We start from the raw sequence: 24,135 nt of genomic DNA, 5'->3' as shown, positions 1-24,135 counted from the left end.
AGAGAGATCAAGTTCAGCGACCTTTTGACGATCTTTTAAGATTTGCACGCTACACTTGCCCGTAATCTCACGACCCGGGTCTAATCGCCGGATTGAGTGCCCGGACGGTGTTCGCCCGTCAAGCGGGCCGGACAGCATTTGCCGGCGTTTTGGTTCTATTTCCCCGTCCTCTCGATTCAATCGTCCGGAGCGCCGCGACTAGGCGCGTCGCCCGGTCAGGCGCAGGCACGCGCGGTCCCGGCACACACCCTATTCCCCGACTATTCCCGGAGCAGTGCGTCGCCCTCCGTCTCCGGGACGCCGCCGGTGCGCGCCGAGACCGTCACCGTCGTCGCCAGGTCCATCGTCACATTGCCGAGCGTTCTGAAGATGTCGGGGATGGTCTCGACCGCGACCAGCAGACCGAGCGGGGCGACCGGCACGCCCATCGCGATGCAGATCGGCGCGATCGAGGTGACGAAGCTGATCTGCCCCGGCAGGCTGACGGCGCCCATGGTGGTGATCGCGGCGACGGCGACGCCGGCGGCGAGCTGCGCCGGCCCGAGCGGCACGCCGAACCAGTAAGCGACATAGATCGCGACCGCGAGGTTCATCGGCGGGCCGGTCACCCGGAAGATGGCGACCGCGAGCGGCAGCACCACGCCCGACGTCGCGACGGGTACGCCCAGCCCCTCGGCGCCGCGCAGCATCGCGGGCAGCGAGGCAAGCGAGGATTGCGTGCTGATCGCCACTGCCTGGGCCGGGCCGGTCGCGCGGGCAAAGCGGGCAAGGCCGATCCGCCCGCCGATCGCGCCGATCGGGTAAGCCGTCATCCACACCAGGATGCCGATCCCCGAGACGATCACGACATAATGAAGCAGCGCGCCGAACGCCGCCGTGCCGGCCTTCGCGCCGACGACATAGGCCAAAGCGAGCACGCCGATCGGGGCGAGCCACAGGATCCAGCCGATGATGATCAGCATCACGTCCGCGACCGCCTGGAAGAATTTCGTCAGCAGCTCGCGCGGCTCGGTGGGCAGGCGGGTGAGCGCGAAGGCGAACACCATGGTGAAGACGATCAGCGGCAGGAAGGCATTGGTCGCGGCGGCGGTGACCGGGTTGGTCGGCACGATCGAGACGATGAAGTCGGCAAAGGGCGGTACCGGGCCGACCGGCGCCGTCGTGCCGAGCGCGGCGCGGAGTGCCGTGGCGGCCTCGGTCGGCAGCGGGAACCAGCCGAGCAGCAATGGGGTGACGATCGCCGCGAAGGCGGAGAAGAACCACAACAGCCCGATGAACAGGCCGAGCGCGCGGCCGGCGACCTGGCCGGCGCGTGCCGCCTCGGCGGTCGCAGCAACGCCGGTGATGAGCAGCGACACGACCAGCGGCACGATCGTCATCTGCAGCGCATTGAGCCAGGCAGTGCCGATCGGCTGCGCGACGATCAGGCCGCTTTCGGCCGAGCCCGGCGACCAGGTCGCGAGACCGATGCCGATGGCCAGCCCCAGAACCAGGGCCAGGAGAATGCGGGTTGCTTGCGACATGCTCGCCCTTCGACTTATCCGGCGCTATCACGCCGCTTCACTGAATTGGGCTGCATAGCGGAACGGACGCGCTGACATGGCAAGAAAATATTTCGGCACCGATGGGATTCGCGGGGCAACCAACCTCTCCCCGATGACGGCAGCGATGGCGATGAAGGTCGGTATGGCGGCCGGCGCGCATTTCGTGCGTGGCGAGCACAAGCATCGCGTCGTGATCGGCAAGGACACCCGGCTGTCGGGGTATATGCTGGAGAATGCGATGGTCGCGGGCTTCACCAGCGTGGGCATGGACGTGGTGCTGGTCGGCCCGATGCCGACGCCCGCGGTCGCGATGCTCACTCAGTCGATGCGCGCCGATCTCGGCGTGATGATCTCGGCCAGCCACAATCCCTATGCCGATAACGGCATCAAGCTGTTCGGGCCGGACGGCTACAAGCTGTCCGACGCCGACGAGCTGGCGATCGAGGCGCTGATCGACGGCGAGGTGCCACTGGCGGCCTCGCCCGATATCGGCCGGGCGCGCCGCGTCGAGGATGCGCGCGGGCGCTATATCCATTTCGCGAAATCGACCTTCCCCGAACATCTCCGGCTCGATGGTCTCAAGATCGTGGTCGATTGCGCCAATGGCGCCGCCTATCAGGTCGCGCCCGCCGCGCTGTGGGAACTGGGCGCCGAGGTGATCGCGATCGGCACCTCACCCAATGGCAAGAACATCAATGACGGGGTCGGCTCGACCGCGCCGCAGGTGCTGTGCGAGACGGTGGTGGCTTCCGGCGCGGCGATCGGCATCGCGCTCGACGGCGATGCCGACCGGCTGATCGTCGTCGACGAGCAGGGCCATGTCGTCGACGGCGACCAGCTGATGGCGACGATCGCTAGCGGCTGGGCGCGGCGCGGGCAGTTGGCCAATGGCGGGCTGGTCGCGACGGTGATGTCGAACCTGGGGCTGGAACGGCATCTCGCGACTCAGGGCATCAAGCTGATCCGGACCAAGGTCGGCGATCGCTATGTGCTCGAGGCGATGCGTGCCCAGGGCTATAATGTCGGCGGCGAACAGTCCGGTCACATCATCCTGTCCGATTACGCCACCACCGGCGACGGGCTGGTCGCGGCGTTGCAGATCCTCGCCGAGCTGGTCGAGACCGGCCTGCCCGCCAGCGAGCTGCTCCATCGTTTCGAGCCGCTGCCGCAACTGCTCAAGAATGTGCGCTTCAAGGGCGGCAAGCCGCTCGAAGCGGAAGCCGTGAAGGCCGTGATCGCCGAGGCCGAGGCCGAACTCGAGGGCAAGGGCCGGCTGGTGATCCGCCCCTCCGGCACCGAGCCGGTAATCCGGGTGATGGCCGAGGGCGACGACCCCGACCAGGTCCAGCGCGTGGTCGACCGGATCTGCGACGCGGTACGCGTGGCGGCTGCGTAGCAAATTTCCCTCCCGCTTGCGGGAGGGGTTAGGGGAGGGCATGTCGCGGCGACACCTGTAAGGACAGGCCCTCCCCCGACCCCTCCCGCAAGCGGGAGGGGAGAAGAAGACGGAACTGACCCATGCTTGAAATGCGCCCCGATTGCGAACGCTGCGGCACTGACCTCCCCGCCGACGAGGCGGGCGCGTTCATCTGCTCGTTCGAATGCACTTTCTGCGCCCCCTGCGCCGAGGCAATGGACGATCGCTGCCCCAATTGCGGCGGCGAGCTGATGGACCGGCCGGCGCGGGTGGACGATGCGCTGCTGCGCTATCCGGCGTCGACCGAGCGGAAGTTCAAGGGGCGCGCGTGACCCCGCGCATCCTCATCATCGCCGGCTCCGATTCCGGCGGCGGCGCGGGTATCCAGGCCGATATAAAGACCGTCACCATGCTCGGCGGCCACGCGATGACCGCGATCACGGCGATCACCGCACAGAATACCCTCGGCGTGCAGGGCGTGCATCCGATCCCGACCGACATGGTCATCGCCCAGATCGATTCGGTCGTCTCCGACATCGGCGTCGATGCAGTGAAGATCGGCATGATCGGCTCGGCCGAAACCGCCAATGCCGTGGCGGATCGGCTGGAAGCGATGCCGATCGTACCGGTGGTGTTCGATCCGGTCATGGTCGCGACGAGCGGTGCCACTTTGGCGGATGACGCCACGATCGCCGCCTTCGCGCGGCTGATGCGCGTTGCCTGGGTGACTACGCCCAACCTGCCCGAGCTGGACGCGCTGGGAGGCGAGGGTGGGGTTCACGCCAACGCCGCGGCGTTGCTGGTGAAAGGCGGACATGCAGATGCCGCCGAGGTGGTTGACCGGCTGCTATTCGCCGATGGCGGCGAGATTCGCTGGGCCGATCCGCGTATCGAGACGCGGCACAGCCATGGCACAGGCTGTACCTTGGCAAGCGCCATCGCGACCGGCCTTGGGCGCGGCCTGACCCTGGCGGATTCGATTGCCAGGGCGCGGTTGTTCGTGCGGCTGGCGTTGCGCGAGGCGCCCGGCTTCGGCGGCGGCCACGGACCGATGGGCCACCAGGCGGTGCGGCTCGACAGCGATCTCGGCGGGGCGATGCTCAACCAGGTCACCCTGCCGCTCGCCGATTACGACGCGAGCGCTGCCTTTTACCGGCTGCTCGGCCTGCGCCAGATCGTCGAATCAGCGCCACGTTATGCCCGGTTCGAAAGCGCGGGCGGCGCCACGCTGTCGATCGAGACGCCCGACGAGATCGCGGGCAAGCCGGTGCTGTTCCTGGAATGCGGCGATCTGGACGCTTTGGTCCTCCGCCTGCGCGAGGGCGGCATCGCCGTATCCGATCCCGTCCTGGAGCGTTGGGGCTGGCGCGAGGCGCGACTCGCCGACCCCGCGGGCAATGCGATCTGCCTCTATCAGGCTGGCGAGAATCGGCGTTTTCCGCCATGGCGCTTGCCGTGACACGCCCTTCGCTCAAGCATGAAAAGCTCTGCCTCGCGCCGGTCGCCGGCGTCGACGAGGCCGGGCGCGGGCCGCTTGCCGGGCCGGTGGTCGCAGCGGCGGTAATCCTGCCGGCCAGGGGCGTCCCGCGCGGCATCGACGATTCGAAGAAGCTCAGCGCAGCCGAGCGCCAGCGGCTGCACGACCGGCTGCGCGACTGCGCGACAGTCGGTGTCGGTATCGTCGAGGCCGACGAGATCGACCGGCTCAATATCTATTGGGCGACGATGAAGGCGATGACCTTGGCGGTCGAGGCGCTCGGCCTGTTGCCGGCGCATGTGCTGGTCGACGGCAACCGTCTGCCGCGCTGGACGCATCAGGCGACCGCGATCGTGTCGGGCGATGCGATCTCGCTGTCGATCGCCGCGGCGTCGATCATCGCCAAGCACACCCGCGACACGATCATGATCGCCCATGCCGAATCGCACCCGCTTTATGGATGGCATTCGAACAAGGGCTATGCCTGCCGCGCGCACCTTGATGCCCTGCGCGCGCATGGCCCGTCGCCCCTGCACCGGCGCAGCTTCGCGCCGGTCGCCCAGGCCTGGCTCGATTTCTAGGCCAAATCTTGGTTCGTGAGTCTTTTTGGCCACACACCATGGATTGAGTCCCTGTGGATAACTCGACTCAACATCTGGGCAGCTTCCTAAAATGTTCCGGTTTGTTAAGAATTTGGCAAGCGTTCCCGTTAACTAAACTCTGCTTGACCCGAGTCCGTACATCCGCAGGGATGCACCGCTCTTCAATGGGGGTAGCTGGTAATGGGTGTGATCGAGAAGGTTAGGGCGCGCGCGACGGCGCCAGTGGCGGACACGCTGCCGGGCGCCGAGCTGCCGCTCGACAGCATCATCATGCAGGATTGCATCACCGCGATGCGGGCGCTGCCGGCCAAGTCGGTCGACCTGATCTTCGCGGATCCGCCCTATAACCTCCAGCTCGGCGGCGATCTCAGCCGGCCCGACGGCAGCCATGTCGACGCGGTGACCGACGACTGGGACAAGTTCGATTCGCTCGCCATCTACGACAAGTTCACCCGCGCCTGGCTGACCGAGGCGAAGCGCATCCTGAAGGACAATGGCGCGATCTGGGTGATCGGCAGCTATCACAACATCTTCAAGGTCGGCAGCGCGATCCAGGACCTGGGCTATTGGATCCTCAACGACATCGTGTGGCGCAAGGCCAATCCGATGCCGAACTTCAAGGGCACCCGCTTCACCAACGCGCATGAGACGCTGATCTGGGCATCGATGGGCGAGAAGGCGCGCTACACCTTCAACTATCGCAGCATGAAGACCTTGAACGACGAGCTGCAGATGCGCAGCGACTGGGAATTCCCGATCTGCGGCGGCCAGGAACGGCTGAAGCGCGACGGCGTGAAGGTGCACCCGACGCAGAAGCCCGAGGCACTGATCTATCGCATCCTGCTCGCCTGCACCAAGCCGGGCGACGTGGTGCTCGATCCGTTCTTCGGCACCGGTACCACGGGTGCGGTCGCCAAGCGGCTCGGGCGGCGCTGGATCGGCATCGAGCGCGAGGCGGGCTATTGCGCCGCGGCGCTGGAGCGGATCGAGGCGGCGCTGCCGCTCGACGAATCCGCGCTGGTGACGATGCAGTCGCCCAAATCCGCGCCGCGCGTGGCGTTCGGCACGATCGTCGAGAACGGCATGCTGGTGGCGGGCACCGTGCTGACCGACAGCAAGCGCCGCTTCCGCGTGACCGTCCGCGCCGATGGCTCAGTGATGAGCGGCGATATCACGGGCTCGATCCACAAGCTCGGCTCGACCCTGCAGAATGCACCGGCCTGCAATGGCTGGACCTTCTGGCACTACGAGACGCCTGAGGGCCTCAAGCCGATCGACGCGCTGCGGCAGGAATATCTGCTGGCGACTCAGCCTTAACCAGACGTCACCCCGGACTTGTTCCGGGGTCCATCGTGCCGCAGGAGCCCAACGCGCAAGATGTGCGGAACGATGGATGCCGGAACAAGTCCGGCATGACGAAAGAGGATCGATGACCAGGCTCCACCTCCGCCCCGTCCAGTTCGTCGACACGCCCATAGGCCGGGACGGCGAGGTCGCGCGGCTGGCGGGCGGGATGACGTGGTTCTCCGCTTATGAAGTAATCGAGGGCGGCAAGCGCCGCACCGTGCCGATCGCCGCCTTCGAGAGCGACCTGGGCGGGAACGAGCGGGCGGCCGGGCTGCATGCCGCGATCACCGCGCCCCGCCCGGCGCTGACCCTTGGTGAGCGCGTGCTGCGGTTCGACCAGCCGACGGTTGCCGCCATCCTCAACGTGACGCCCGACAGCTTCTCCGACAGCGGCAAGCTGACTGACCCGGCCGCGGCAGCCGAGGCCGGCTTCGACCTTTCGGTCAAGGGCGCGACGCTGATCGACATCGGGGGCGAATCCACCCGGCCCGGCGCGCCTCTGGTATGGGAAGGCGATGAAGTGAAACGCGTCGTGCCCGTCATCGAGCGGCTGGCGAAGAGCGGCGCGCTGATCTCGGTCGACACGCGCAAGGCGGTGGTGATGGAGGCGGCGCTGGCCGCTGGCGCGGCGATCGTCAACGACGTGTCGGCCTTGCTGTGGGACGACCGCGCGCTGGACGTGGTCGTGCGGACTGGCTGTCCGGTGATCCTGATGCATTCGCCCGACCCCAAAAAGGGCCCGCATGGCGGCGAAGGCTATGGCGACGTGCTGACCGACGTGTTCGACTGGCTCGAGGCGCGCGTCGCAGCAGTGGCGGCGGCGGGGGTCGATCGGGCGAAGATCATGATCGATCCCGGCATCGGCTTCGGCAAGTCGCTGCAGGACAATCTGGCGCTGCTCAACGGGCTCGCGCTGTTCCACGGCCTTGGCTGCCCGATCATGCTCGGCGCCAGCCGCAAGCGAATGATCGGGGCGCTGTCCAACGAGGCGCCGGCCGACCAGCGGCTGGGCGGGTCGATCGCGCTGGCATTGAAGGGCATCGAGTCGGGCATGCAATTGCTCCGCGTCCACGACGTGGCGGAAACGGTACAGGCGCTGCGCGTATGGCGCGGGCTAAAGGACGCGGCGCTGGTCGCAGCGCGCTAGGCGGGCAAATCCACCACGGCCGCCGGATCATGGGCGCGCCTGTAGCCCCAGTCGGTCTTCACCGTCGCGCCGCCCTTTGCCACCGATTCCAGGATCGCGGTCATCAGCCGAACGTCCTGCAGGCCTTCCTCGCCCGGGGTGACCAGAGGCACCTTGCCGCGCACGACATCGGCCATCCAGTCCATCTCGCGTTCGAACTGGTCGATCTCGGTGATCTTCGGCGCCCCCTGCGCGGCCGGCACGCCGATCAGGCTGAGCTTGTTGCCGCCATAGAAGCAGCCTGGATCGGCCACCAGCCGGCCATTCTCGCAGAACACCTGATAGGCCATGGTCCCGGCGCAGGAGAAGGAGGTGGTGCCGTTGGCGATCGTGCCCGAGGGGAAGCGGAACTGCCAGGAGACGACATCCTCGACGGTCCTGAAGCGCGGATCGGTGCGGTCGGTCTTCGCCCAGGCGCGGACCTCGACTGGTTCCTCGTTGAGCAGATAGCGCGACGCGTTGATGCCATAGACGCCCATATCGGCCAGCGCGCCGCCGCCCGACATCTTCATGTCGAGCCGCCACGCGTCGGACGGATCGGACAGGGTCGATTGCCGGCCCATATCGGTGGTGACGATGCGCGGCTTGCCGAGCGAGCCCGAGCGGAGCCGGCGCATCGCGGCCAGATTCAGCGGCTCGTAATGGCAGCGATAGGCGATCATCAGCTTGCGGTCGGCGGCTTTCGCGGCGGCGATCATCGCCTCGCAATCGGCGACACTGGTCGCCATCGGCTTTTCGCACAGCACATGCTTGCCGGCTTTCAGGGCTCGAATGGTGTATTCGGCGTGCATCGAATTGGGCAGGACGATGTAGACGACCTGGATGCGCGGGTCCTTCGCCATGCGATCGTAATCAGTGTAGTTGTAGATCGCATCGGTGGGCAGTCCGTTCTCCGCCGCGATGCGCCTGGCCTTGGCGGGATCGCCGCTGACGACGGCGACCAGCTTGGCGCTCTTCGCCGTCTTCAGGCCGGGGATGATCTGGCCAAGGGCGAGCTTGCCCAGGCCGACGACCGCGAAGCCGATCTTGTCCCCGTCAGGCAGCGCCGGCCTGTCCTGGGGTTGAGGAAGTGGGTTGCCGCCGGGCCTGGCGACCGCTGCTCCCGCGACGGCGACGGATGCACCGGCAAGGCCGAGCTCGATCAGGGTGCGGCGCGACATCTCGTTCGACATTCGGATCTCCCCCGGCTTCACGCGGCGACACGTCGCGGGCCGTGGAGAATCCTATAGCATATCGAAGGCGATGGTGACGAGATGATAGCGGTAACGGCGCTTTCAGGCGACGTTGTCGATGCCCAGCTCGCTGAGCTTGCGGTAGAGCGTCGACCGCCCGATCCCGAGCCGGCGGGCAGCCTCGGTCATGCGGCCGCGATAATGGCCGATGGCGAGACGGATCACATCCCCTTCGATGTCCTCCAGCGCGCGCAGATTGCCGTCGGGGTGAAAGAGGGTGATCCCGCCGCTGGGCGCCAAGGGCGAAGGCCCGGCCGGGCCATGACGCCGCGAGCCAAACGCGGTGATCTCCGGGAAATCGAGCCGGGTAAGGGCATCGCCATCACACAGCATGGCGGCGCGGAACAGCGCGTTCTGGAGCTGGCGGACATTGCCCGGCCAGTCATAGCTCCCGAGCAGGGCCAGCGCATCCTCGGTGATGCCGAGTTCGCGCAGGCCGGGCTGCTCGGCGATTCGCGCGAGGAAGTGGCGGGTCAGCGCCGGGATATCGCCGGCGCGCTCCCGCAGTGGCGGGATCGTCACATGGACGATGTTGAGGCGGTAATAGAGATCCTCGCGAAAGCGATCGGCCTCCACCGACCCGATCAGCCGCTGGTTGGTCGCGGCGATGATCCTGACATCGATTTCGCGAACATGGCGCGCGCCGATCGGCTGAATCTCGCCCGATTGCAGCACGCGCAGCAATTTGACCTGGGCGTCGAACGGCATCTCGCCGACCTCGTCGAGGAACAGCGTGCCGCCGTCCGCTTCCTGGAAACGGCCGATCCTGCGGTCGAACGCGCCGGCAAACGCGCCTTTTTCATGCCCGAACAGCTCGGACTCGATCAGGTTGGCGGGGATCGAACTGCAATTGACCGAGATCATCGGCTTCTTGCCGCGCGGGGAGGCGGCATGGATCGCCTCGGCCACCATTTCCTTGCCCACGCCGCTTTCGCCCTCGATCAGCACCGGGACCCGGGCGCGGGCTGCTTTGGCGGCGATGGCGAGGGCCGCGCGAAAATCGGGGGCGGAACCGACGATCTCGTCAAAGGCGAGCGTGGCGCGGACTTTTTCCGTCAGCGGGCGCAACTCGCCCGCTGCCCTTGGGGCGACCGCCGCGTCGAGTGCGCAGAGCAGCCGTTCCGGGGCGAGCGGTTTCACGAGGAAGTCGCTCGCGCCGGCGCGCATCGCCGCGACGGCATGCGCCACCGAGCCGTTGGCGGTCAGCATCAGGAGGGGCAATGCCGGGCAGCGCCGGCGAATTTCGGCAATCAGCGATGTCGCGTCGGCGTCCGGCGACCAGTGATCGAGCAGGATGGCGTCGAGCGCCACATCGTCCTGCCCGTCGAGCATGGCGATCGCCATCTCGCCGTCATCGGCGAAGATCGCGCGCCATCCCCGTCGCGCGGCGAGCGCCGCGACGAGACGGCGCTGCGCCGGTTCGTCATCGATCAGCATCAACAGCCGCTGCCGGTTGCGCGTCATCCCGCCCGTTCCAATGTCCCCGGATCGAGCGGTAACCATAGGGCGCAGATGTAAAGGGCGCCTTAACCGTCTCAAGGCGGGACTTGAGGGACGGCGCGGCGCCCGCTAAGCAGCCTGCACAAGTTTACAGGCAGGGGACGACCGATGGCCGGAGACGGCGAGATCAAGGTTCACGAAGCGACCTATCACAAGGTGATCGGGATGCTGAAATGGGGCGCCGTTGGCTGTTTCCTGATCGCCTTTCTGGTGATCTGGCTGATCTCCGGCAAGTAGCGCCGGGTGAAGATCGCGGTCCTCAAGGAGCAGGCCGCAGGGGAAAGCCGCGTTTCAGCGACCCCCGAAACGGTCAGGAAATTCATTGCGCTCGGCGCCGCGATGGCGGTCGAATCGGGTGCCGGCGAGGCCGCGTCCTATGCCGATGCCGACTATGCCGTGGCGGGCGCGACGGTCGGGTCGCGTGCCGACACGCTGAAGGATGCCGATATCGTGTTCGGCGTTCAGGGCCCCGATCCGGCGAGCCTGAGCGGCGCGGCGCCCGGCGCCTGGATCGTCGCGAGCCTCAACCCGTTCGGTGAGCGCGCCCGGATCGATGCCTATGCGGCGGGCGGCTATGAAGCGCTGGCGATGGAATTCATGCCGCGCATCACGCGCGCGCAGTCGATGGATATCCTGTCCTCGCAATCGAACCTGGCCGGCTACAAGTCAGTGCTCGATGCGGCGGCCGAATATGGCCGGGCCTTTCCGATGATGATGACCGCGGCGGGCACGGTCTCCGCCGCGCGCGTGTTCGTGATGGGCGTCGGCGTCGCCGGCCTCCAGGCGATCGCCACCGCGCGGCGCCTCGGCGCGCAGGTCTCGGCGACCGATGTGCGCTCGGCGACGAAGGAGCAGATCCAGTCGCTCGGCGCGAAACCGATCTTCGTCGAAAATGTCGTCGGCATCGAGGGCGAGGGATCGGGCGGCTATGCCGGTGAGATGTCGCCCGAATATCAGGCGGCGCAGGCCGAACTGGTCTCGGGCCATATCGCCAAGCAGGACATCGTCATCACCACCGCGCTGATTCCCGGACGCTCGGCCCCGCGCCTCATCTCGGCGGCGCAGGTCGCGTCGATGAAACCGGGCAGCGTGATCGTCGACCTCGCAGTCGAGCAGGGCGGCAATGTCGAGGGCGCGGTCGCGGGCGAGGTCGTGACCGTTTCGGGCGTGAAGATCGTCGGGCACCGCAACGTGGCGGGCCGCTTGGCGGCGGATGCCTCGGCGCTCTTCTCGCGCAACCTGTTCAACTTCCTCAGCGCCTTCTGGGACAAGGAAGCGGGCAAGCCGGTGCTCGACGCGGAGATCGGCGACGCGATCCGGCTGACCAGGGACGGAGCCGTTGTGAACGTGCGGCTGCTCGGATGATCCTCCCCGGCACGGGGAGGGGGACCAGCGAAGCTGGTGGAGGGGGGCTTCCGCACATGCTGCGCCCTGAAGTATCGATCGCCCGCAAACTCCGCCGCGAGATGAGCCTGCCGGAAGTCCAGCTCTGGCAGCGGTTGCGTGGCAAGGTCGGCGGCCTCAAATTCCGGCGCCAGCACCCGATCGGCCCCTATGTCGTCGATTTCTACTGCCGCGAGGCATCGCTCGTCATCGAGATCGACGGTGAAGCACATTCGCGCGGCGATCGGCCGGTACGCGACGAGCTGCGAGATCGCTTCCTGAGCGAGAACGGCTTGCGTATCCTTCGGGTCGCGGCCGCGCGAATCCTTCGCGACCCGGACGCTGCCGCTGCCGCGATCGCTGCATATGCGGCACGCCCCCTCCACCAGCCTGCGGCTGGTCCCCCTCCCCGTGCCGGGGAGGATTAAGGAAGAGCCATGGACTTCATCTCGATCCTGTCGATCTTCGTCATGGCCTGTTTCGTGGGCTATTATGTCGTCTGGTCGGTCACGCCAGCGCTGCACACGCCGCTGATGGCGGTGACCAATGCGATTTCCTCGGTGATCATCGTCGGCGCGCTGATCGCCAGTTCGGCGGCGGCGGGCGGGTCGGCCTCGTCGAAATGGCTGGGGCTGCTCGCGGTGGTGTTCGCCAGCGTGAACATCTTTGGCGGCTTCGCCGTCACCGAGCGGATGCTCGCCATGTACAAGAAGAAGGACAAGCCCGCGGCGAAGTGAGCGGCGTGAGGGTTTTGGGGGTTTAGCACATGCACGAAGCAGCACCGGTCAATCCCTGGGTAGCGCTGGCGTACCTGATTTCGGGCGTCTGCTTCATCCTGGCGCTGCGCGGCCTGTCGTCGCCCGCCAGCTCTCGGCGCGGCAATCGCTACGGCATGATCGGCATGGCGCTCGCCGTGGGCACCACGCTCTTCACGCATGAGATCGCGTCGCTGCCGGAAATCCTGATCGCGATCGCGATCGGCGCCGCGATCGGCGTGGTCACCGCGCGGAAGATCGCGATGACCGACATGCCGCAGCTCGTCGCCGCCTTCCACTCGCTGGTCGGCATGGCGGCGGTGCTGGTCGGTGTCGCGGCGTTCCTCAATCCCGAAGCGTTCGGGATCATGGGTGCCGATGGCGAGATATTGACGGTCAGCCGGATCGAGATGGGCCTTGGCGTCGCGATCGGCGCGATCACCTTCTCGGGTTCGGTCATCGCTTTCCTAAAGCTCAACGGGAACATGGGCGGCAAGCCGATCATGTTGCCCGGCCGCCATGTCATCAACCTTGGCGTGCTGGCGGGCATCCTCGGGCTGATCGCGTATTTCACCCAGGATCAGAGCCCCTGGATCTTCTGGACGGTCACGCTTCTTAGCTTCGCGATCGGCTTCCTGCTGATCATCCCGATCGGCGGGGCGGACATGCCGGTCGTGGTGTCGATGCTCAACAGCTATTCGGGCTGGGCCGCGGCGGCGATGGGTTTCACCTTGCACAACACGGCGATGATCATCACCGGCGCGCTGGTCGGGTCGTCGGGCGCGATCCTCAGCTACATCATGTGCCGCGCGATGAATCGCAGCTTCATCAGCGTGATCGCGGGCGGCTTTGGCGGCGACAGCGCGGCCAGCGGTGCCGCGGCGGCGACGGATCGGCCGTGGAAGCGCGGATCGGCCGAGGACGCTGCCTTCCTGATGCAGCAGGCGGAGCAGGTCATCATCGTGCCCGGTTACGGCATGGCGGTGGCCCAGGCGCAGCATGCGCTGCGCGAGATGGCGGACAAGCTCAAGGAGCATGGCGTTCGCGTGAAATACGCGATCCACCCCGTGGCGGGACGCATGCCCGGCCATATGAACGTGCTGCTCGCCGAAGCGAATGTGCCTTATGACGAGGTGTTCGAGCTGGAGGACATCAACAGCGAGTTTGCCCAGACGGATGTCGCCTTCGTGATCGGCGCCAATGACGTGACCAATCCGGCGGCGAAGACCGACAAGACCTCGCCGATCTATGGCATGCCCGTGCTCGACGTGGAAAAGGCCAAGACCGTGTTGTTCGTGAAGCGCAGCATGGGCGGTGTCGGCTATGCCGGCGTCGACAATGATGTTTTCTATATGGACAACACGATGATGCTGCTGGCCGATGCGAAGAAGATGGTCGAGGAGATCGTGAAGTCCCTGGATTGAGCTCGGCGCCTGATACTGGTCCAATCCGGCACATTGCCTGGTCGCTCCGCTTGACCATCGATTGCATCCATTTCGGTCGAAGTGCAGCGGCGATGCAGTCGCCTATTGAGCCATTTCGGGACTCATGCCTCCAATATGGATGTACTCATGACTAACCCATTCTTCATAAGTGGGTATTTCTGCCGCATTCCGGGCCGAGGGGGCGACCGGACCGTATGACGGTGGGGGCAATGACAGATTCGGCGACGGAGGCGACCTACGCCACGACCGTCCCCGCGTTGATCGTTGCTGACGACGACGGGGCAGCACTGGCCGCGCTGGACGCGGTCACGCTTGCCGGTGGTCGCCCGCTCGGCCGGGTCGGCTGGGCGCAAGCCGCAGAGCGCCTCCTTCAGCACAGCACGCTGGGCCTGCTGGTCGTCGAAGCCGAGGATGTTCCCGATGCCACGATTGATGTCATTCTGCCGCACCTCGATGCCCTTGCACGCGCCGTCGACGCGCGCGTCGTTGTCTCGTTCGCCCGCCATCAGCTCGACCTGGTCACGGCCCATTTGCTCGGCGGCCATGTCGACCTGCTCTGCGCGCCGTCGGTCGCCGACCGGGTCGCAACCTATGCGGTCGCACTGATGCCGCGCACTGGCCGGCTCAACGATTCGCGGCGCGACGCCGACTCGGCGCGCTTGCGGCGGCTGAACAGGGAGATTGCCCGGATCGCCGAGATCATCGCGCGCCTGAATCACGAGGATGAAGGTAATGCGATAGATGGTGGAGCGGGTCTGAAGGGCCGTCCGGCCGAGCGCGATGCGGCGCCCGACCATGAACCATCGCCAGTCACATCGCGCGACGTGCGCGAGGTGATCCGAGCGCGGCGGCTGCGCGAGCAGTTCTTCGATCGCGGTCTGTTCGAGGATCCCGCCTGGGACATGTTGCTCGACCTGTTCGTGGCGGATCTGGAACGGACACGGGTTTCGGTATCGAGCCTGTGCATTGCCGCTGCTGTCGCACCCACCACCGCGCTGCGCTGGATCGCGAAGATGACCGAGGCGGGTGTGTTCGAGCGCCATGCCGATCCCTTCGACAAGCGCCGCGCCTTCATCGCGCTGTCGCCCGGCGCGCGTGACGGGATGCGCGACTATTTCGCGGCGATGAAGCGGGCCGGCCCGATTACCTGACCATCATGCCTTACTTCAGCAGTGCGCCCGATGCGGTTCTACTCAACACGGGTAGCGAATCCTGCCGCTAGTGCTTCTCAATAGATCCAGGTTGCCGACAGACGAGTAGCGTTGTGCTAAGCTGTTGGGAGGAGAAGATGATTCGTGAGGCGCCCGATCCAGGAGGGGGATGAGGTATGCGCTTTTTGCAGCTGTTTCGGTGTTTGGTGGGGAAGCACCATCGCAACCGTCGGCGAGTTAAATTTGACGGCGAGAATTATCGCACCGTTTGTATCGGATGTGGTGCGCCCATGATCAAGGCTCACCACGGTTGGGAATTGGCGCGCGCCGAGTAGCTGGCGCGTTTTTCAACGATCGCGTGCATCTTTTTACGCGCTTGATGCGTACAGCGCCTCATGGAACCTCGTCTTATCGTCGCTTACATCATTATTTCTGTCCTCGCGCTCGGTGTAGCGATTGTGGCTCGGCGCGGCTACCGAGCGCACCGGCGCCGTTGGTATGGAGAATGAGCCGCGACCTTCTGGGGCGGTGATACCCGGTCTCGCCTGGGCATCCGCGATCAGAAAATAACGCGGGTTTACGCGAACCACGTTCCCGACTATCTCGCCACCGCGCGAGAAGTGCTGCCGCAGCCTTCCCAGCGTCTCGCGAGAGCGAGGGCGATTAGCTCAGTTGGTAGAGCGTCTCGTTTACACCGAGAATGTCGGCGGTTCGAGCCCGTCATCGCCCACCACCCTTTCCATCGGCACCGGCCTGCGCAGCAAGGTCGGCTGGCGAACAGGAGGCAGTGATCATGAGCACGTCCGACGACCGGCTGAACAAGCTGCTGGAAAACTTCATGGGGCATGTGATTTCGCTCGATGGCGTGCGCATGGCGCACCGCCATGTCATCGCGGAACTGCTCGCCCGCCTGCCGGACAGCGATTTCGTCGATGAATTGATTGCCGGTGCCGATGCGAACGAAGCAGAGCCAGGCGAGATGCGGCGCATGGCCGCCTATCGGGCCGAACTCGACGCGCTGGTCGAGGAAGCCCGCGCCACACGCGAGCAACGCGGCGAAAGCTAAGCGCTCAGAGCGATCTCAGTAGCCGTACCGCCCGGGCGATCCAGGGCGGATCTGCGACCACTTGCTGGCGCGTGCCGGCGCCCAGTGGCAGGATCTGAAGCTTGCCCTCCTCGCGGCCGATCAGGCGACCGAACAGGAAGCGGCCGGCCGGGCGCGGCACCAGGACATCGCGGTTGAGCGCGCGGACATAGGCGTCCGGTGCCAATGTCTCGCACCATAGCTCGTCGCCGGCGCGGTAGTCGCCGATACCGGCGGCGATCGTCACCGCGATCAGGCCGGGCGCGGGCAAGGGCGGCGCGACCGTAGCCGGGCGTCTGGGGGCATTCGCGCCGCCCGCGTCGAGTATCGCCGCCACGGCGATCTCGGCGCGCTCGGGCAACCTGACCAGGTCGGCCGCGGTGACGCCCAGCGCATCGGCGATGCGGTTGAGCCAGCCGACCGATACGGTGCGCGTGCCGGTCTCGAGCCGCCCGATGGTCTGCGCGGTGGTAGGCGGTGCGCAGCGCCGGGCGACATCGTCGAGCGTCAGCCCCTTGGCCCTGCGGACTTCGCGGATCGCGGTGATCATACCCCTCTCCTAACCATATCGGTTTCCCCTATCTCTCAAATGCGCCAGCGCGGCAAGGTTGCGGCATTTCGTGCCGGATTGGGCATCAACGGGGCTGGCGTCCGAGCCTTTGCGCCATCATGATGCGTGCCGCGCCGGTGGGGCGGCGCGAGGGAGGCCGGGGATGCCCGTGAAGCGTGAGATGATGGTCCGGCGCGACGATCTGAGCCAGACTGCGATCAACGAGACGTTGGTGTCGGAGCCGAAGGACGGCGAGATCCTGCTCGAGATCGAGGCCTTTGCGGTCACCGCGAACAACGTGACCTATGCCGTGGTGGGCGATCAGCTCGCTTACTGGAATTTCTTCCCGGCGCCCGAAAGCTGGGGCATCGTGCCCGTCTGGGGCCATGCGCGCGTGACCACGTCGCGGCACCCGGACATCGCGGTCGGCGAGCGGGTCTATGGCTATCTGCCGATGGCCTCGCATCTGATCGCCCAGCCGGGCAAGATCGCGGCGGACGGGTTCCGCGACATGGCGGCGCACCGCCAGCCGATGAGCCCGATCTACAACCAGTATCGCCGCCTCGCCGCCGACCCGGCGCACGATCCCGCGCGTGAGGAGGCGCGCATGTTGTTCGCGCCGCTCTTCACCACCAGCTTCCTCATCGGCGACCAGCTGCGGCGTGCCGACTGGCATGGTGCGGGCACGCTGATCGTGACCAGCGCATCGAGCAAGACGGCGATGGCAGCGGCGCATGTCGCGCGGGCCGACAGCCCGGGCGTACGGCGGATCGGGCTGACCGGGGCGTCCAATGTCGCCTTCGTCGAAGGGACCGGCTTGTATGACGAGGTCGTCGCCTATGATGCGCTCGATGGGCTGGCGGTGACGGGCAGCGCAGTGCTGGTCGATTTCGCCGGCAATGGCGCGCTGCTCCAGGCGCTCTACGAACAGCTGCCCGGCCAGCTTGCCTATGTGCTGCGTGTCGGGGTGACGCATCATGACGAGCGTGGCGATGCCGGGGAACTGCCCGGGCCGAAGCCGATATGGTTCTTCGCGCCCGACGCGGCGACCGCGCTGATCGGCGAGATCGGACCGGCGGCGTTCAACGCCGCGCTGGCCGAGCGCTGGGCCGGCTTCGTCGCCGAGGCGGAGGGCTGGGTGAGCGTCGAGAAGGGCGCCGGCGCCGAAGCCCTGCAGCGGGTGTGGCGCGACCAGCTGGCCGGCCGCGCCCCGCCGCAAAAGGGTTATGTGCTGAGGCTCTGAACCGCGACGAAGCGGCGATAGGCCCAGCTGATCGCGATCAGCGCGATGCCGAGCCCGAGGAAGGAGAGGATCCGTAATATCCCCTCCAGGATCGCCGCGTCGATCAGGAACACCTTGAAGGTCACCAGGAACAACAGGCCGAGGCCGGCGACGCGCAGGTCGCCCAGCCCCTGGCGGATGCCATGGGTGAGCCAGACCAGCGCCAGCCCGAGGAAAGCGGCGGAATAGAGCCAGTTCTCGGTCCGGCCGATCGGGCCGGTAAGGATATCGCCATGCGTCGCCTGGCGCACCGTCGCCGCGAGGGCGACGATGACCGCGGCAAGCATTGCCACGCGCCACCAGCGATCGGCACGCTGCGGCCAGAGCCAGGCGGCGACCAGGGTCGCATCGAGCGTTGCCAGGTTGAGCAGCGGGATCGAGCCGACCGATTGCGGCACGAGCACCGGGCACAGGATCGCCAGGTCGAACCAGACGAATCGGGCGAGCGCGATAGCCAGCAGGCCGGTTGCGATATTTCGCCGATAGCGCGCGGCGAGCCAGGCGGCGGCGAAGAAGAGCTGGGTGATCGCCACGCGCTCGAGGAAGCCGAGCGCTTCGAATCGATCGAGATCGGCGATCGCAAGCGGCGCCTTGGCGAGCGTGTAGATGGTGATGGCGGCGATGCCCGCCAGCACCGCGACGGCGCGGTTTCGCCATGGGCCGGGCAGGCCGGGCGTTCGCAGCAGGGCGATGCCGATCAGGCCGCCGGACAGAGTCAGCTCGCGCAGGATCCTCGGCAGCGACGGCAGATAGAGATAGGTCAGCCGGCTTCCGCCGACCGATCCGACGGCCATCCAGAGAAGCGCGCCGATCAGCGGGATGGCGCTGGCCAGGGTGGCGAGTCCCGCAGCGACGGCCCAGCGGCGCGGGGCGGGGCGCCAGAGGATCAGCGCGCCGGTCGCGGCGGCGAGGCCTGGCGTGTGCCAGGGGGCCGGCAGCAGCGCCGGGATGAAGCCGAGCGCCAGCGCGAGCGCGATCCAGCCAAGCGCGATGCGTATCCGTCCGGGCAGGAGCAGCCAGGCAGTCGCCGCGACGAGGCATGCCGGCAGCAGGCCGATCGCGACGAGGTCGGGCAACGCCGGCATGGGATCGGTCAGCAGCACGCTGGACAGATAGTGGGCGAACCGGTCGAGCTCGATCATCATCGCCGCGCCCGTCACCAGCAACGGTGCCGGTGCGAGATAGGTGAGCGACAGGTCGCGCGTTCGCCGCGACCAGGCGGCGATCGCCACGCCGATGACGAGCCAGACGGGCCAACGCCATGGTTCAGCGATCACCTCAGCCACTGCCAGCCCAGCGAGCAGCGCGGCGACGGCCGTGCCGCCGGTCAGTCCGATCGAGGGTGTCAGCGTCTCGCGCGCTGTGTCGCGCGACCGCCAGGCGAGCGAGGCCCCAGCCAGTGCGGTCAGGCTCAACAGGCCCGCCCAGACGGCGGGCGGGAGCAGCTGGTGGGCGAGGGCGAGCGTCAGCAGCACTGGCCCGGCGGTCGCGCCGAGTGCGATCCCTGCCCAGAGCGTGCCGCGCCGGGCGAGCAGATGCCCGGGAATGCCGAAGAGCAGGGTGACGGCGATCGCCGTCAGTGGGGCATGAGCCAGCTCGTGCGCGTCGAGCGCAATGCCAAGCAGGGCAAGCACCAGCACCAGCGCCGCGGCAGGCCCGGGCACCAGCGCCTCGTCGCGCCAGCCGAGCCAGAGCGCGGCGGTGCTGAGCAGCAGGTACAGCCCCCAGGCAAGCGGCCCGAAATCGAGCGCGGGCGCGAGGATCAGCAACTGGACGAAACCCGCGACCAGCGGGAGCAAACGCAGCCATGACCGCGTGGTGCCGGTGCGCGGCAGCGCCAGGGTCGCGCCGATTGCCAGCAGCACGACGAAGCCGCCGACTCCGGCGAGCTCGCGCCCGGTGACCATGGCGATCAGGATATTGACCCAGGCGAAGCCGCCGCCGCACGCCGCGACCGCGAGCCACACCCAGCCGCGCCGGATCGCCAGCCCGAACAGCGCAGCGACGAGCAGGCCGAGATAGATCAGCAACGGCCCGATATTGCCCGGATCGAAGCTGGATACGAGCGGTGCAGCGAAGCCGCCGATCAGCGCCATGATCGCCGTCGGCGGGCCGTGGCGCAGCGCAAGGCCGAGGCCGGCCGCCGTGACTACCACCATGATCGCAAAGGCCGGGGCGGCGCCGAGCAGATGATAGAGCTGTGCTGCGATGTAGAGCGTGCCGTACAGGCTCGCGATGCCCGCGCCGGCGAGCACCTGACCGACCCGCTTGTCGTCGCGCGTGGCGGGCAGCCGGCGGGCAACCTCGCTGGCGGCGACCAGCAGCAGCCCGAACAGTCCGGCGATAATCGTCCGCGCCGTCGGCCCGAGCAGCCCGTTCTCGATCGAATAACGCACCAGGAAGAAAGCGGAGAGGACCAAAGCCGCGCCGCCGACCCAGATCGGCAGCTTGGCGCCGACGATGTTCTCGAACCCGATCCGCACGGTTTCGCGCGTGGGAGCTCGGCGGGTTTCGGCCGGGGCCTCGACTGGTTCAGGCGCGACCGGCTCGGGTGGTATCGGCGGTTCCGGCACGATTGCGGGCGGTGGCGGCGCGGCGGCGGCCTGCGCTCGCTCCATGGCAGCGGCTTGCTGAGGCTCGGTCGGTTCGGCGCGGTGAGTCACCTCGCGGGCACCGAGGCGGATCAGCCGGTCCTCCAGCTCGACGACATGATGCTCGAGCCGCCGCAGTCGCGTGACGAGCCGCTCCAGCACGACCCCGAGCGCGACGATGGCGATGAACAAGATGACCGTCACGCGCGACTCCCCCGCTTCGCAGCCATGGCGATGTGCCACAGTGTCCGCCGCGTGTCTCGTCTCCCGGCCCCAGGATTGGTTGCAACATGCAACTGATATGCTAGGGTGTTCCCAACAAGAAAAATGGACCGGGAAAGGGAGCTCAGCGATGATCGTCTATGGATCGAGCATGTCGCCGTTCGTGCGCAAGGTACTCGCTTTCGGGATCGAGAAGGGCATCCCGCTGGAACTGTCGCCTGCCGGCATGGGGCGAGGCGGCCCGGCGTTCGAGGAATGCAGCCCGTTCGGCAAGATGCCCGGCTTTCGCGATCCCGGTGCCGATAACGGCCGGGATTTCTGCATCTCGGATTCGACCGCGATCATCACCTATCTCGAGGCGAAGTTCCCCGAGCCGAACATGATTCCGACCGACCCGATCGCACGGGCGCGGACGATTTGGTTCGAGGAATTCACGGACACGATCATGTTCGCGATGGCCGGCAAGGTGTTCTTCAACCGCTTCGTGGCGCCCAAGGTGCTGAAGCAGCCCGGCGACGATGCCCTGGCCGATGCGGCGGTGGAAATCGAATTGCCGCCGTTGCTCGACTATCTGGAGACTCAGGTCACCGCGAGCGGTTATCTGGTCGAGGATCGCATCACCCTGGCGGATATCGCCGTGGCGAGCCCGTTCGTGAATCTGGGCCATGTCGGCTGCCCGATCGACGTGGCGCGCTGGCCGAAGACGGCGGCCTATGTGCGCGGCATCCTGGCCCGGCCGAGCTTCGCGCCGATCGTGGCGGCGGAACAGGCGTTCATCGCGCGAGTAGCCTGATCAGGCTGGCCGGAAACGCCCCCACCAGCGCCGCGCGGCGACGATCGCCCAGACGCCTTCGACGAGCCCGAACGGCCAGGCGCCCTGCAGGAATCCGTACGCCGAGCCGAGCAGGCAGAACAGGGCGAAACCGAGCCCCCACCAATGTGATCGCGCGTCGAACGCATAGCAGATCAGCATGCCGGTGACGGCGAAGAGCCCGAACGCAGTGAGCAGATCCATCGCCGTCCTCCTGTCGCTAGCGCGGTTCGATCATCGCCCCGCATCGGCCGCGGCGATGGTGGAGCATCGCCGCGATTTCGGCTAGGACGCCGCCCATGAACTTCGACTTCATCAAATGCCATGGTTCGGGCAATGATTTCCCGCTGATCGACGCGCGCGAGATCGACCTCGACGACGCGGTCTGGGCCGGTGTCGCGCGCGCGCTGGCGGATCGGCGCGGGCCGGTCGGCGGCGACGGGCTGTTGCTGCTGACGCCGGGCGACAAGATCCACGCCTTCGGCATGCGTATGTTCAATTCGGACGGCAGCGAAGCGGAAACCTGCCTCAACGGGCTGCGCTGCGTCGCCCGGCTCGGGTTCGAGCGGCAGGGCATCGACCGCGCCTTGGTGCGCCTCAAGACCAGCGCGGCCGAGGCGGCGCGCGATGCCGACATCGCGCCGGGCGTGATGACGATCCGCGAGACGGCAGGCCCCGCCGATCTCGACGTGACGCGCTGGCCGCTCGGGATCGACGCGCATGAGATCGTGCAGCAGCCGATCGCCCTGTTGCCGACGACCCGCAGCTTCACGGCGGTGGCGATGCCCAACCCGCATCTGGTGAGCTTCGTCGACTCGGTGGACGAGGCCGAACTGGTCGCGGTAGGGGAGGTGTGCGAGGCGGCGCCCGACTGGCTGCCGAACCGGGCCAATGTCTCCTATGTCGAGATGCGGCCGACCGGTCTGTTCGTGCGCACCTTCGAACGCGGGGTCGGCCTGACCGACAGCTGCGGCAGCGCCATGGCGGCCTCGACCTTCGCTGCCTGCCTGACCGGCCGGGCCGAGTTCGGCGCCGAGTTGACCGTGTTCAACCGCGGCGGGCTGGTCCGCGCCCAGGCGGAGAGCGACGGCATGGTCCGCCTGTCGGGCAATGCGACCTTCGAATGGGAAGGATCGGCCGAGGTCGACTGGGAGCGCGGGCTGGCGGGCGACCTGATCGTCGCGCGGCATTTCGACGCCGAGATCGCTGCCTGGGCCGGGGTGGTCGAAGCGATCGGCTAGCATTCGGCCCCTCCCGCCTTCTATTTCACGCGGATTTTTCTTCACCTGCTATGCCGATAGCAGGTGGAGAACAGGTGCCCGACAGGAGCGCCAGCGGGATCGGATCTTTTCCAGCCGACCGCCCGCGATGCTGGCAGCGCACCGAGGATGTTGAATCGACGTTGCAGCATTCTTGCCAGCTGTTTTCGTCGGAAACCTGTACCTAAGCCGACAAGCATGTTCAGCAACCATGCTCGAACTGGGGCGTATTCCTCCTCATCGCCCGATACATGGGCATGAGAGGAGTTGTCATGAAGATCACCACCATGCTTGCCGCCGCTGGCATCGCCGTTGCGTCGATGGGCGTCAGCACGAGCGCCATGGCGCAGAGCTGGGGCCATGACCGGGACGGTTATCGCGACGGGTACCGCGACCGCGACCGCGATGGCTATCGCGACCGTGGCGGGTACCGTGATCGGGACCGGAATCACGATCGCGGCCGTCACTATGGCTATGACCGCCGCCATTATGGCTGGGATCGCCACCGCAGCCATTGCCGGACGATCTGGCGCTATGGCCACCGGGTCCGCGTCTGCCGCTGATCAGCGACGCATGAGGGGCGGCGACCATGGTCGCCGCCCTTTATTGTCGCGTCGCCGGGTTGCAACCTTGCAACGTTAGGCCATGTCGCTCGTTCTGCACACGTAACATCATCCGGAGAGCATCAATGAGTCGCTTCACCAAGATCGTCGTCATCGCGGCCACCAGCTGCCTGGCGATCGCAACGCCGAGCTTCGCGCAGACCGCGCAGGACGATGCCCGTTTCCGGCAGGCGCAGCAGCGGTTCCAGAACGAGCTGCAGATATTCCAGCAGGAATTCGACCGCTACCAGCAGGCATCGCGCAACCGCGGTGGCTATGGCGGACCGGGCGGCGGCTATGATCGCGGCCCGGGCGGCCCCGGCGGCTATTATAACGACGATCGGGTCGAGAGCGACTACGAGCCGTCGCGCTATTATCGCGACGGGCCGACCTATCGCGAGCGCGTGCTGAGCGCCGACGAGCGCGTTTATCGCGGCAATGACGGGCGTTATTATTGCAAGCGCAACGACGGCACGACTGGCCTGATCGTTGGCGCCGTCGGCGGCGGCATCCTGGGCAATGTGATCGACGGCGGACACTCGCGCGGCGTCGGCACGATTCTTGGCGCGATCGTCGGCGGCGTCGCCGGCAAGTCGATCGACCAGAACAACCAGCAGGTGAAGTGCCGCTGATCCGCTGCTGGGTGCCGCCGCGCGCGGCCCCCTCGCTCTGAAATGCCTTAACCGGATCGGCGC

Annotated in this window: 24 protein-coding genes and 1 tRNA gene; 19 read left to right on the top strand and 6 right to left on the bottom strand. The window is 67.0% G+C overall.

Annotated elements, in window-relative coordinates:
• Positions 1-260: 260 nt before the first annotated feature.
• Positions 261-1,523 carry a dicarboxylate/amino acid:cation symporter gene (locus tag ACZ1I5_RS19635; protein WP_465170918.1) on the bottom strand — a complete coding sequence of 421 codons (1,263 nt, stop codon included), beginning with the start codon at positions 1,521-1,523 and terminating at the stop codon, positions 261-263.
• 76 nt (positions 1,524-1,599) lie between these two features.
• Between ACZ1I5_RS19635 and glmM the strand changes: the two genes are divergently transcribed.
• The 6 genes from glmM to folP all read left to right on the top strand — a co-directional run bounded on the left by glmM (position 1,600) and on the right by folP (position 7,534).
• Positions 1,600-2,940 carry a phosphoglucosamine mutase gene (glmM, locus tag ACZ1I5_RS19630; RefSeq protein WP_465170917.1) on the top strand — a complete coding sequence of 447 codons (1,341 nt, stop codon included), beginning with the start codon at positions 1,600-1,602 and terminating at the stop codon, positions 2,938-2,940.
• 122 nt (positions 2,941-3,062) lie between these two features.
• Entirely contained in the window at positions 3,063-3,293 is a 231-nt protein-coding gene (locus tag ACZ1I5_RS19625) for a DUF1272 domain-containing protein (RefSeq protein WP_465170916.1), read from the top strand.
• On the top strand, positions 3,290-4,420 hold the full coding sequence (gene thiD / locus ACZ1I5_RS19620; RefSeq protein WP_465170915.1) for a bifunctional hydroxymethylpyrimidine kinase/phosphomethylpyrimidine kinase: 1,131 nt from the start codon (positions 3,290-3,292) through the stop codon (positions 4,418-4,420). Before ACZ1I5_RS19625 ends, thiD begins: the two co-directional genes overlap by 4 nt.
• Positions 4,405-5,019 (top strand): ribonuclease HII, encoded by a 615-nt coding sequence (locus tag ACZ1I5_RS19615; RefSeq protein WP_465170914.1) that lies wholly within the window; start codon positions 4,405-4,407, stop codon positions 5,017-5,019. The genes thiD and ACZ1I5_RS19615 overlap by 16 nt, the downstream gene beginning before the upstream one ends.
• Positions 5,020-5,220: 201 nt before the next feature.
• A complete protein-coding gene (locus tag ACZ1I5_RS19610; RefSeq protein ID WP_465170913.1) occupies positions 5,221-6,357 on the top strand; it encodes a DNA methyltransferase in 1,137 nt (378 codons plus the stop codon).
• A 112-nt stretch (positions 6,358-6,469) separates the two neighbouring features.
• Positions 6,470-7,534 (top strand): dihydropteroate synthase, encoded by a 1,065-nt coding sequence (gene folP / locus ACZ1I5_RS19605; RefSeq protein ID WP_465170912.1) that lies wholly within the window; start codon positions 6,470-6,472, stop codon positions 7,532-7,534.
• Here folP and ACZ1I5_RS19600 read toward each other — a convergent pair.
• Positions 7,531-8,745, bottom strand: a complete 1,215-nt coding sequence (locus tag ACZ1I5_RS19600) for a Gfo/Idh/MocA family protein (RefSeq protein ID WP_465170911.1) — start codon at positions 8,743-8,745, stop codon at positions 7,531-7,533. The genes folP and ACZ1I5_RS19600 overlap by 4 nt on opposite strands.
• Positions 8,746-8,847: 102 nt before the next feature.
• Positions 8,848-10,269, bottom strand: a complete 1,422-nt coding sequence (locus tag ACZ1I5_RS19595) for a sigma-54-dependent transcriptional regulator (protein ID WP_465170910.1) — start codon at positions 10,267-10,269, stop codon at positions 8,848-8,850.
• A gap of 144 nt (positions 10,270-10,413) precedes the next feature.
• Here ACZ1I5_RS19595 and ACZ1I5_RS19590 point away from each other — a divergent pair, with 144 nt between their 5' ends.
• From ACZ1I5_RS19590 to ACZ1I5_RS19555, 8 genes are all read left to right on the top strand, one after another.
• On the top strand, positions 10,414-10,542 hold the full coding sequence (locus ACZ1I5_RS19590) for an aa3-type cytochrome c oxidase subunit IV (RefSeq protein WP_465170909.1): 129 nt from the start codon (positions 10,414-10,416) through the stop codon (positions 10,540-10,542).
• 6 nt (positions 10,543-10,548) lie between these two features.
• Positions 10,549-11,670: an NAD(P) transhydrogenase subunit alpha gene (locus ACZ1I5_RS19585; protein WP_465170908.1), complete on the top strand. Its 1,122-nt coding sequence runs from the start codon at positions 10,549-10,551 to the stop codon at positions 11,668-11,670.
• A gap of 56 nt (positions 11,671-11,726) precedes the next feature.
• On the top strand, positions 11,727-12,116 hold the full coding sequence (locus ACZ1I5_RS19580) for an endonuclease domain-containing protein (protein WP_465170907.1): 390 nt from the start codon (positions 11,727-11,729) through the stop codon (positions 12,114-12,116).
• Between the two features lie 9 nt (positions 12,117-12,125).
• Positions 12,126-12,425 carry an NAD(P) transhydrogenase subunit alpha part 2 gene (locus tag ACZ1I5_RS19575; protein ID WP_465170906.1) on the top strand — a complete coding sequence of 100 codons (300 nt, stop codon included), beginning with the start codon at positions 12,126-12,128 and terminating at the stop codon, positions 12,423-12,425.
• Between the two features lie 29 nt (positions 12,426-12,454).
• Positions 12,455-13,867, top strand: coding sequence for an NAD(P)(+) transhydrogenase (Re/Si-specific) subunit beta (locus ACZ1I5_RS19570; protein WP_465170905.1), 1,413 nt, complete (start codon positions 12,455-12,457; stop codon positions 13,865-13,867).
• Between the two features lie 230 nt (positions 13,868-14,097).
• Positions 14,098-15,039 carry a hypothetical protein gene (locus ACZ1I5_RS19565; protein ID WP_465170904.1) on the top strand — a complete coding sequence of 314 codons (942 nt, stop codon included), beginning with the start codon at positions 14,098-14,100 and terminating at the stop codon, positions 15,037-15,039.
• Positions 15,040-15,696: 657 nt separating this feature from the next.
• Positions 15,697-15,772: transfer RNA gene (locus ACZ1I5_RS19560), tRNA-Val, on the top strand.
• Between the two features lie 60 nt (positions 15,773-15,832).
• The gene (locus tag ACZ1I5_RS19555) at positions 15,833-16,105 is read left to right on the top strand and encodes a hypothetical protein (protein ID WP_465170903.1); all 273 of its coding nucleotides are present in this window, start codon (positions 15,833-15,835) and stop codon (positions 16,103-16,105) included.
• Positions 16,106-16,109: 4 nt separating this feature from the next.
• Here ACZ1I5_RS19555 and ACZ1I5_RS19550 read toward each other — a convergent pair whose 3' ends face one another.
• A complete protein-coding gene (locus ACZ1I5_RS19550) occupies positions 16,110-16,673 on the bottom strand; it encodes a helix-turn-helix domain-containing protein (protein ID WP_465170902.1) in 564 nt (187 codons plus the stop codon).
• A gap of 163 nt (positions 16,674-16,836) precedes the next feature.
• Between ACZ1I5_RS19550 and ACZ1I5_RS19545 the strand changes: the two genes are divergently transcribed.
• Entirely contained in the window at positions 16,837-17,916 is a 1,080-nt protein-coding gene (locus ACZ1I5_RS19545) for a DUF2855 family protein (protein ID WP_465170901.1), read from the top strand.
• Here ACZ1I5_RS19545 and ACZ1I5_RS19540 read toward each other — a convergent pair.
• Positions 17,898-20,750, bottom strand: a complete 2,853-nt coding sequence (locus ACZ1I5_RS19540; RefSeq protein WP_465170900.1) for a DUF2339 domain-containing protein — start codon at positions 20,748-20,750, stop codon at positions 17,898-17,900. The two genes, ACZ1I5_RS19545 and ACZ1I5_RS19540, sit on opposite strands and share 19 nt — an antisense overlap.
• A gap of 148 nt (positions 20,751-20,898) precedes the next feature.
• On the opposite strand from ACZ1I5_RS19540, the gene ACZ1I5_RS19535 reads away from it, so the two are divergent.
• A complete protein-coding gene (locus ACZ1I5_RS19535; RefSeq protein WP_465170899.1) occupies positions 20,899-21,561 on the top strand; it encodes a glutathione S-transferase family protein in 663 nt (220 codons plus the stop codon).
• Here the strand turns inward: ACZ1I5_RS19535 and ACZ1I5_RS19530 are convergent, their stop codons facing one another.
• Positions 21,562-21,783: a hypothetical protein gene (locus ACZ1I5_RS19530; protein ID WP_465170898.1), complete on the bottom strand. Its 222-nt coding sequence runs from the start codon at positions 21,781-21,783 to the stop codon at positions 21,562-21,564.
• A gap of 95 nt (positions 21,784-21,878) precedes the next feature.
• Here ACZ1I5_RS19530 and dapF point away from each other — a divergent pair, with 95 nt between their 5' ends.
• The 3 genes from dapF to ACZ1I5_RS19515 all read left to right on the top strand — a co-directional run bounded on the left by dapF (position 21,879) and on the right by ACZ1I5_RS19515 (position 24,072).
• Complete coding sequence (gene dapF / locus ACZ1I5_RS19525; protein WP_465170897.1) at positions 21,879-22,820, top strand: diaminopimelate epimerase; 942 nt, start codon at positions 21,879-21,881, stop codon at positions 22,818-22,820.
• A gap of 290 nt (positions 22,821-23,110) precedes the next feature.
• Positions 23,111-23,401: a hypothetical protein gene (locus tag ACZ1I5_RS19520; RefSeq protein WP_465170896.1), complete on the top strand. Its 291-nt coding sequence runs from the start codon at positions 23,111-23,113 to the stop codon at positions 23,399-23,401.
• A 125-nt stretch (positions 23,402-23,526) separates the two neighbouring features.
• Positions 23,527-24,072, top strand: a complete 546-nt coding sequence (locus tag ACZ1I5_RS19515; RefSeq protein ID WP_465170895.1) for a glycine zipper 2TM domain-containing protein — start codon at positions 23,527-23,529, stop codon at positions 24,070-24,072.
• Positions 24,073-24,135: the final 63 nt, after the last annotated feature.

The sequence above is a fragment of the Sphingomonas sp. BL-S-30 genome, from assembly GCF_055521475.1.
Note: the sequence above shows the minus strand (reverse complement) of the source record. Positions and strands in the feature narration are given on the sequence as shown.

What these genes read in the sequence shown, in the direction of transcription:
- ACZ1I5_RS19635 (WP_465170918.1), bottom strand. Translation starts at nt 1,523, where the DNA reads ATGTCGCAAGCAACCCGCATTCTCCTGGCCCTGGTTCTGGGGCTGGCC.
- glmM (WP_465170917.1), top strand. Translation starts at nt 1,600, where the DNA reads ATGGCAAGAAAATATTTCGGCACCGATGGGATTCGCGGGGCAACCAAC.
- ACZ1I5_RS19625 (WP_465170916.1), top strand. Translation starts at nt 3,063, where the DNA reads ATGCTTGAAATGCGCCCCGATTGCGAACGCTGCGGCACTGACCTCCCC.
- ACZ1I5_RS19615 (WP_465170914.1), top strand. Translation starts at nt 4,405, where the DNA reads ATGGCGCTTGCCGTGACACGCCCTTCGCTCAAGCATGAAAAGCTCTGC.
- ACZ1I5_RS19610 (WP_465170913.1), top strand. Translation starts at nt 5,221, where the DNA reads ATGGGTGTGATCGAGAAGGTTAGGGCGCGCGCGACGGCGCCAGTGGCG.
- folP (WP_465170912.1), top strand. Translation starts at nt 6,470, where the DNA reads ATGACCAGGCTCCACCTCCGCCCCGTCCAGTTCGTCGACACGCCCATA.
- ACZ1I5_RS19600 (WP_465170911.1), bottom strand. Translation starts at nt 8,745, where the DNA reads ATGTCGAACGAGATGTCGCGCCGCACCCTGATCGAGCTCGGCCTTGCC.
- ACZ1I5_RS19595 (WP_465170910.1), bottom strand. Translation starts at nt 10,269, where the DNA reads ATGACGCGCAACCGGCAGCGGCTGTTGATGCTGATCGATGACGAACCG.
- ACZ1I5_RS19590 (WP_465170909.1), top strand. Translation starts at nt 10,414, where the DNA reads ATGGCCGGAGACGGCGAGATCAAGGTTCACGAAGCGACCTATCACAAG.
- ACZ1I5_RS19580 (WP_465170907.1), top strand. Translation starts at nt 11,727, where the DNA reads ATGCTGCGCCCTGAAGTATCGATCGCCCGCAAACTCCGCCGCGAGATG.
- ACZ1I5_RS19575 (WP_465170906.1), top strand. Translation starts at nt 12,126, where the DNA reads ATGGACTTCATCTCGATCCTGTCGATCTTCGTCATGGCCTGTTTCGTG.
- ACZ1I5_RS19570 (WP_465170905.1), top strand. Translation starts at nt 12,455, where the DNA reads ATGCACGAAGCAGCACCGGTCAATCCCTGGGTAGCGCTGGCGTACCTG.
- ACZ1I5_RS19565 (WP_465170904.1), top strand. Translation starts at nt 14,098, where the DNA reads ATGACAGATTCGGCGACGGAGGCGACCTACGCCACGACCGTCCCCGCG.
- ACZ1I5_RS19555 (WP_465170903.1), top strand. Translation starts at nt 15,833, where the DNA reads ATGAGCACGTCCGACGACCGGCTGAACAAGCTGCTGGAAAACTTCATG.
- ACZ1I5_RS19550 (WP_465170902.1), bottom strand. Translation starts at nt 16,673, where the DNA reads ATGATCACCGCGATCCGCGAAGTCCGCAGGGCCAAGGGGCTGACGCTC.
- ACZ1I5_RS19545 (WP_465170901.1), top strand. Translation starts at nt 16,837, where the DNA reads ATGCCCGTGAAGCGTGAGATGATGGTCCGGCGCGACGATCTGAGCCAG.
- ACZ1I5_RS19535 (WP_465170899.1), top strand. Translation starts at nt 20,899, where the DNA reads ATGATCGTCTATGGATCGAGCATGTCGCCGTTCGTGCGCAAGGTACTC.
- ACZ1I5_RS19530 (WP_465170898.1), bottom strand. Translation starts at nt 21,783, where the DNA reads ATGGATCTGCTCACTGCGTTCGGGCTCTTCGCCGTCACCGGCATGCTG.
- dapF (WP_465170897.1), top strand. Translation starts at nt 21,879, where the DNA reads ATGAACTTCGACTTCATCAAATGCCATGGTTCGGGCAATGATTTCCCG.
- ACZ1I5_RS19520 (WP_465170896.1), top strand. Translation starts at nt 23,111, where the DNA reads ATGAAGATCACCACCATGCTTGCCGCCGCTGGCATCGCCGTTGCGTCG.
- ACZ1I5_RS19515 (WP_465170895.1), top strand. Translation starts at nt 23,527, where the DNA reads ATGAGTCGCTTCACCAAGATCGTCGTCATCGCGGCCACCAGCTGCCTG.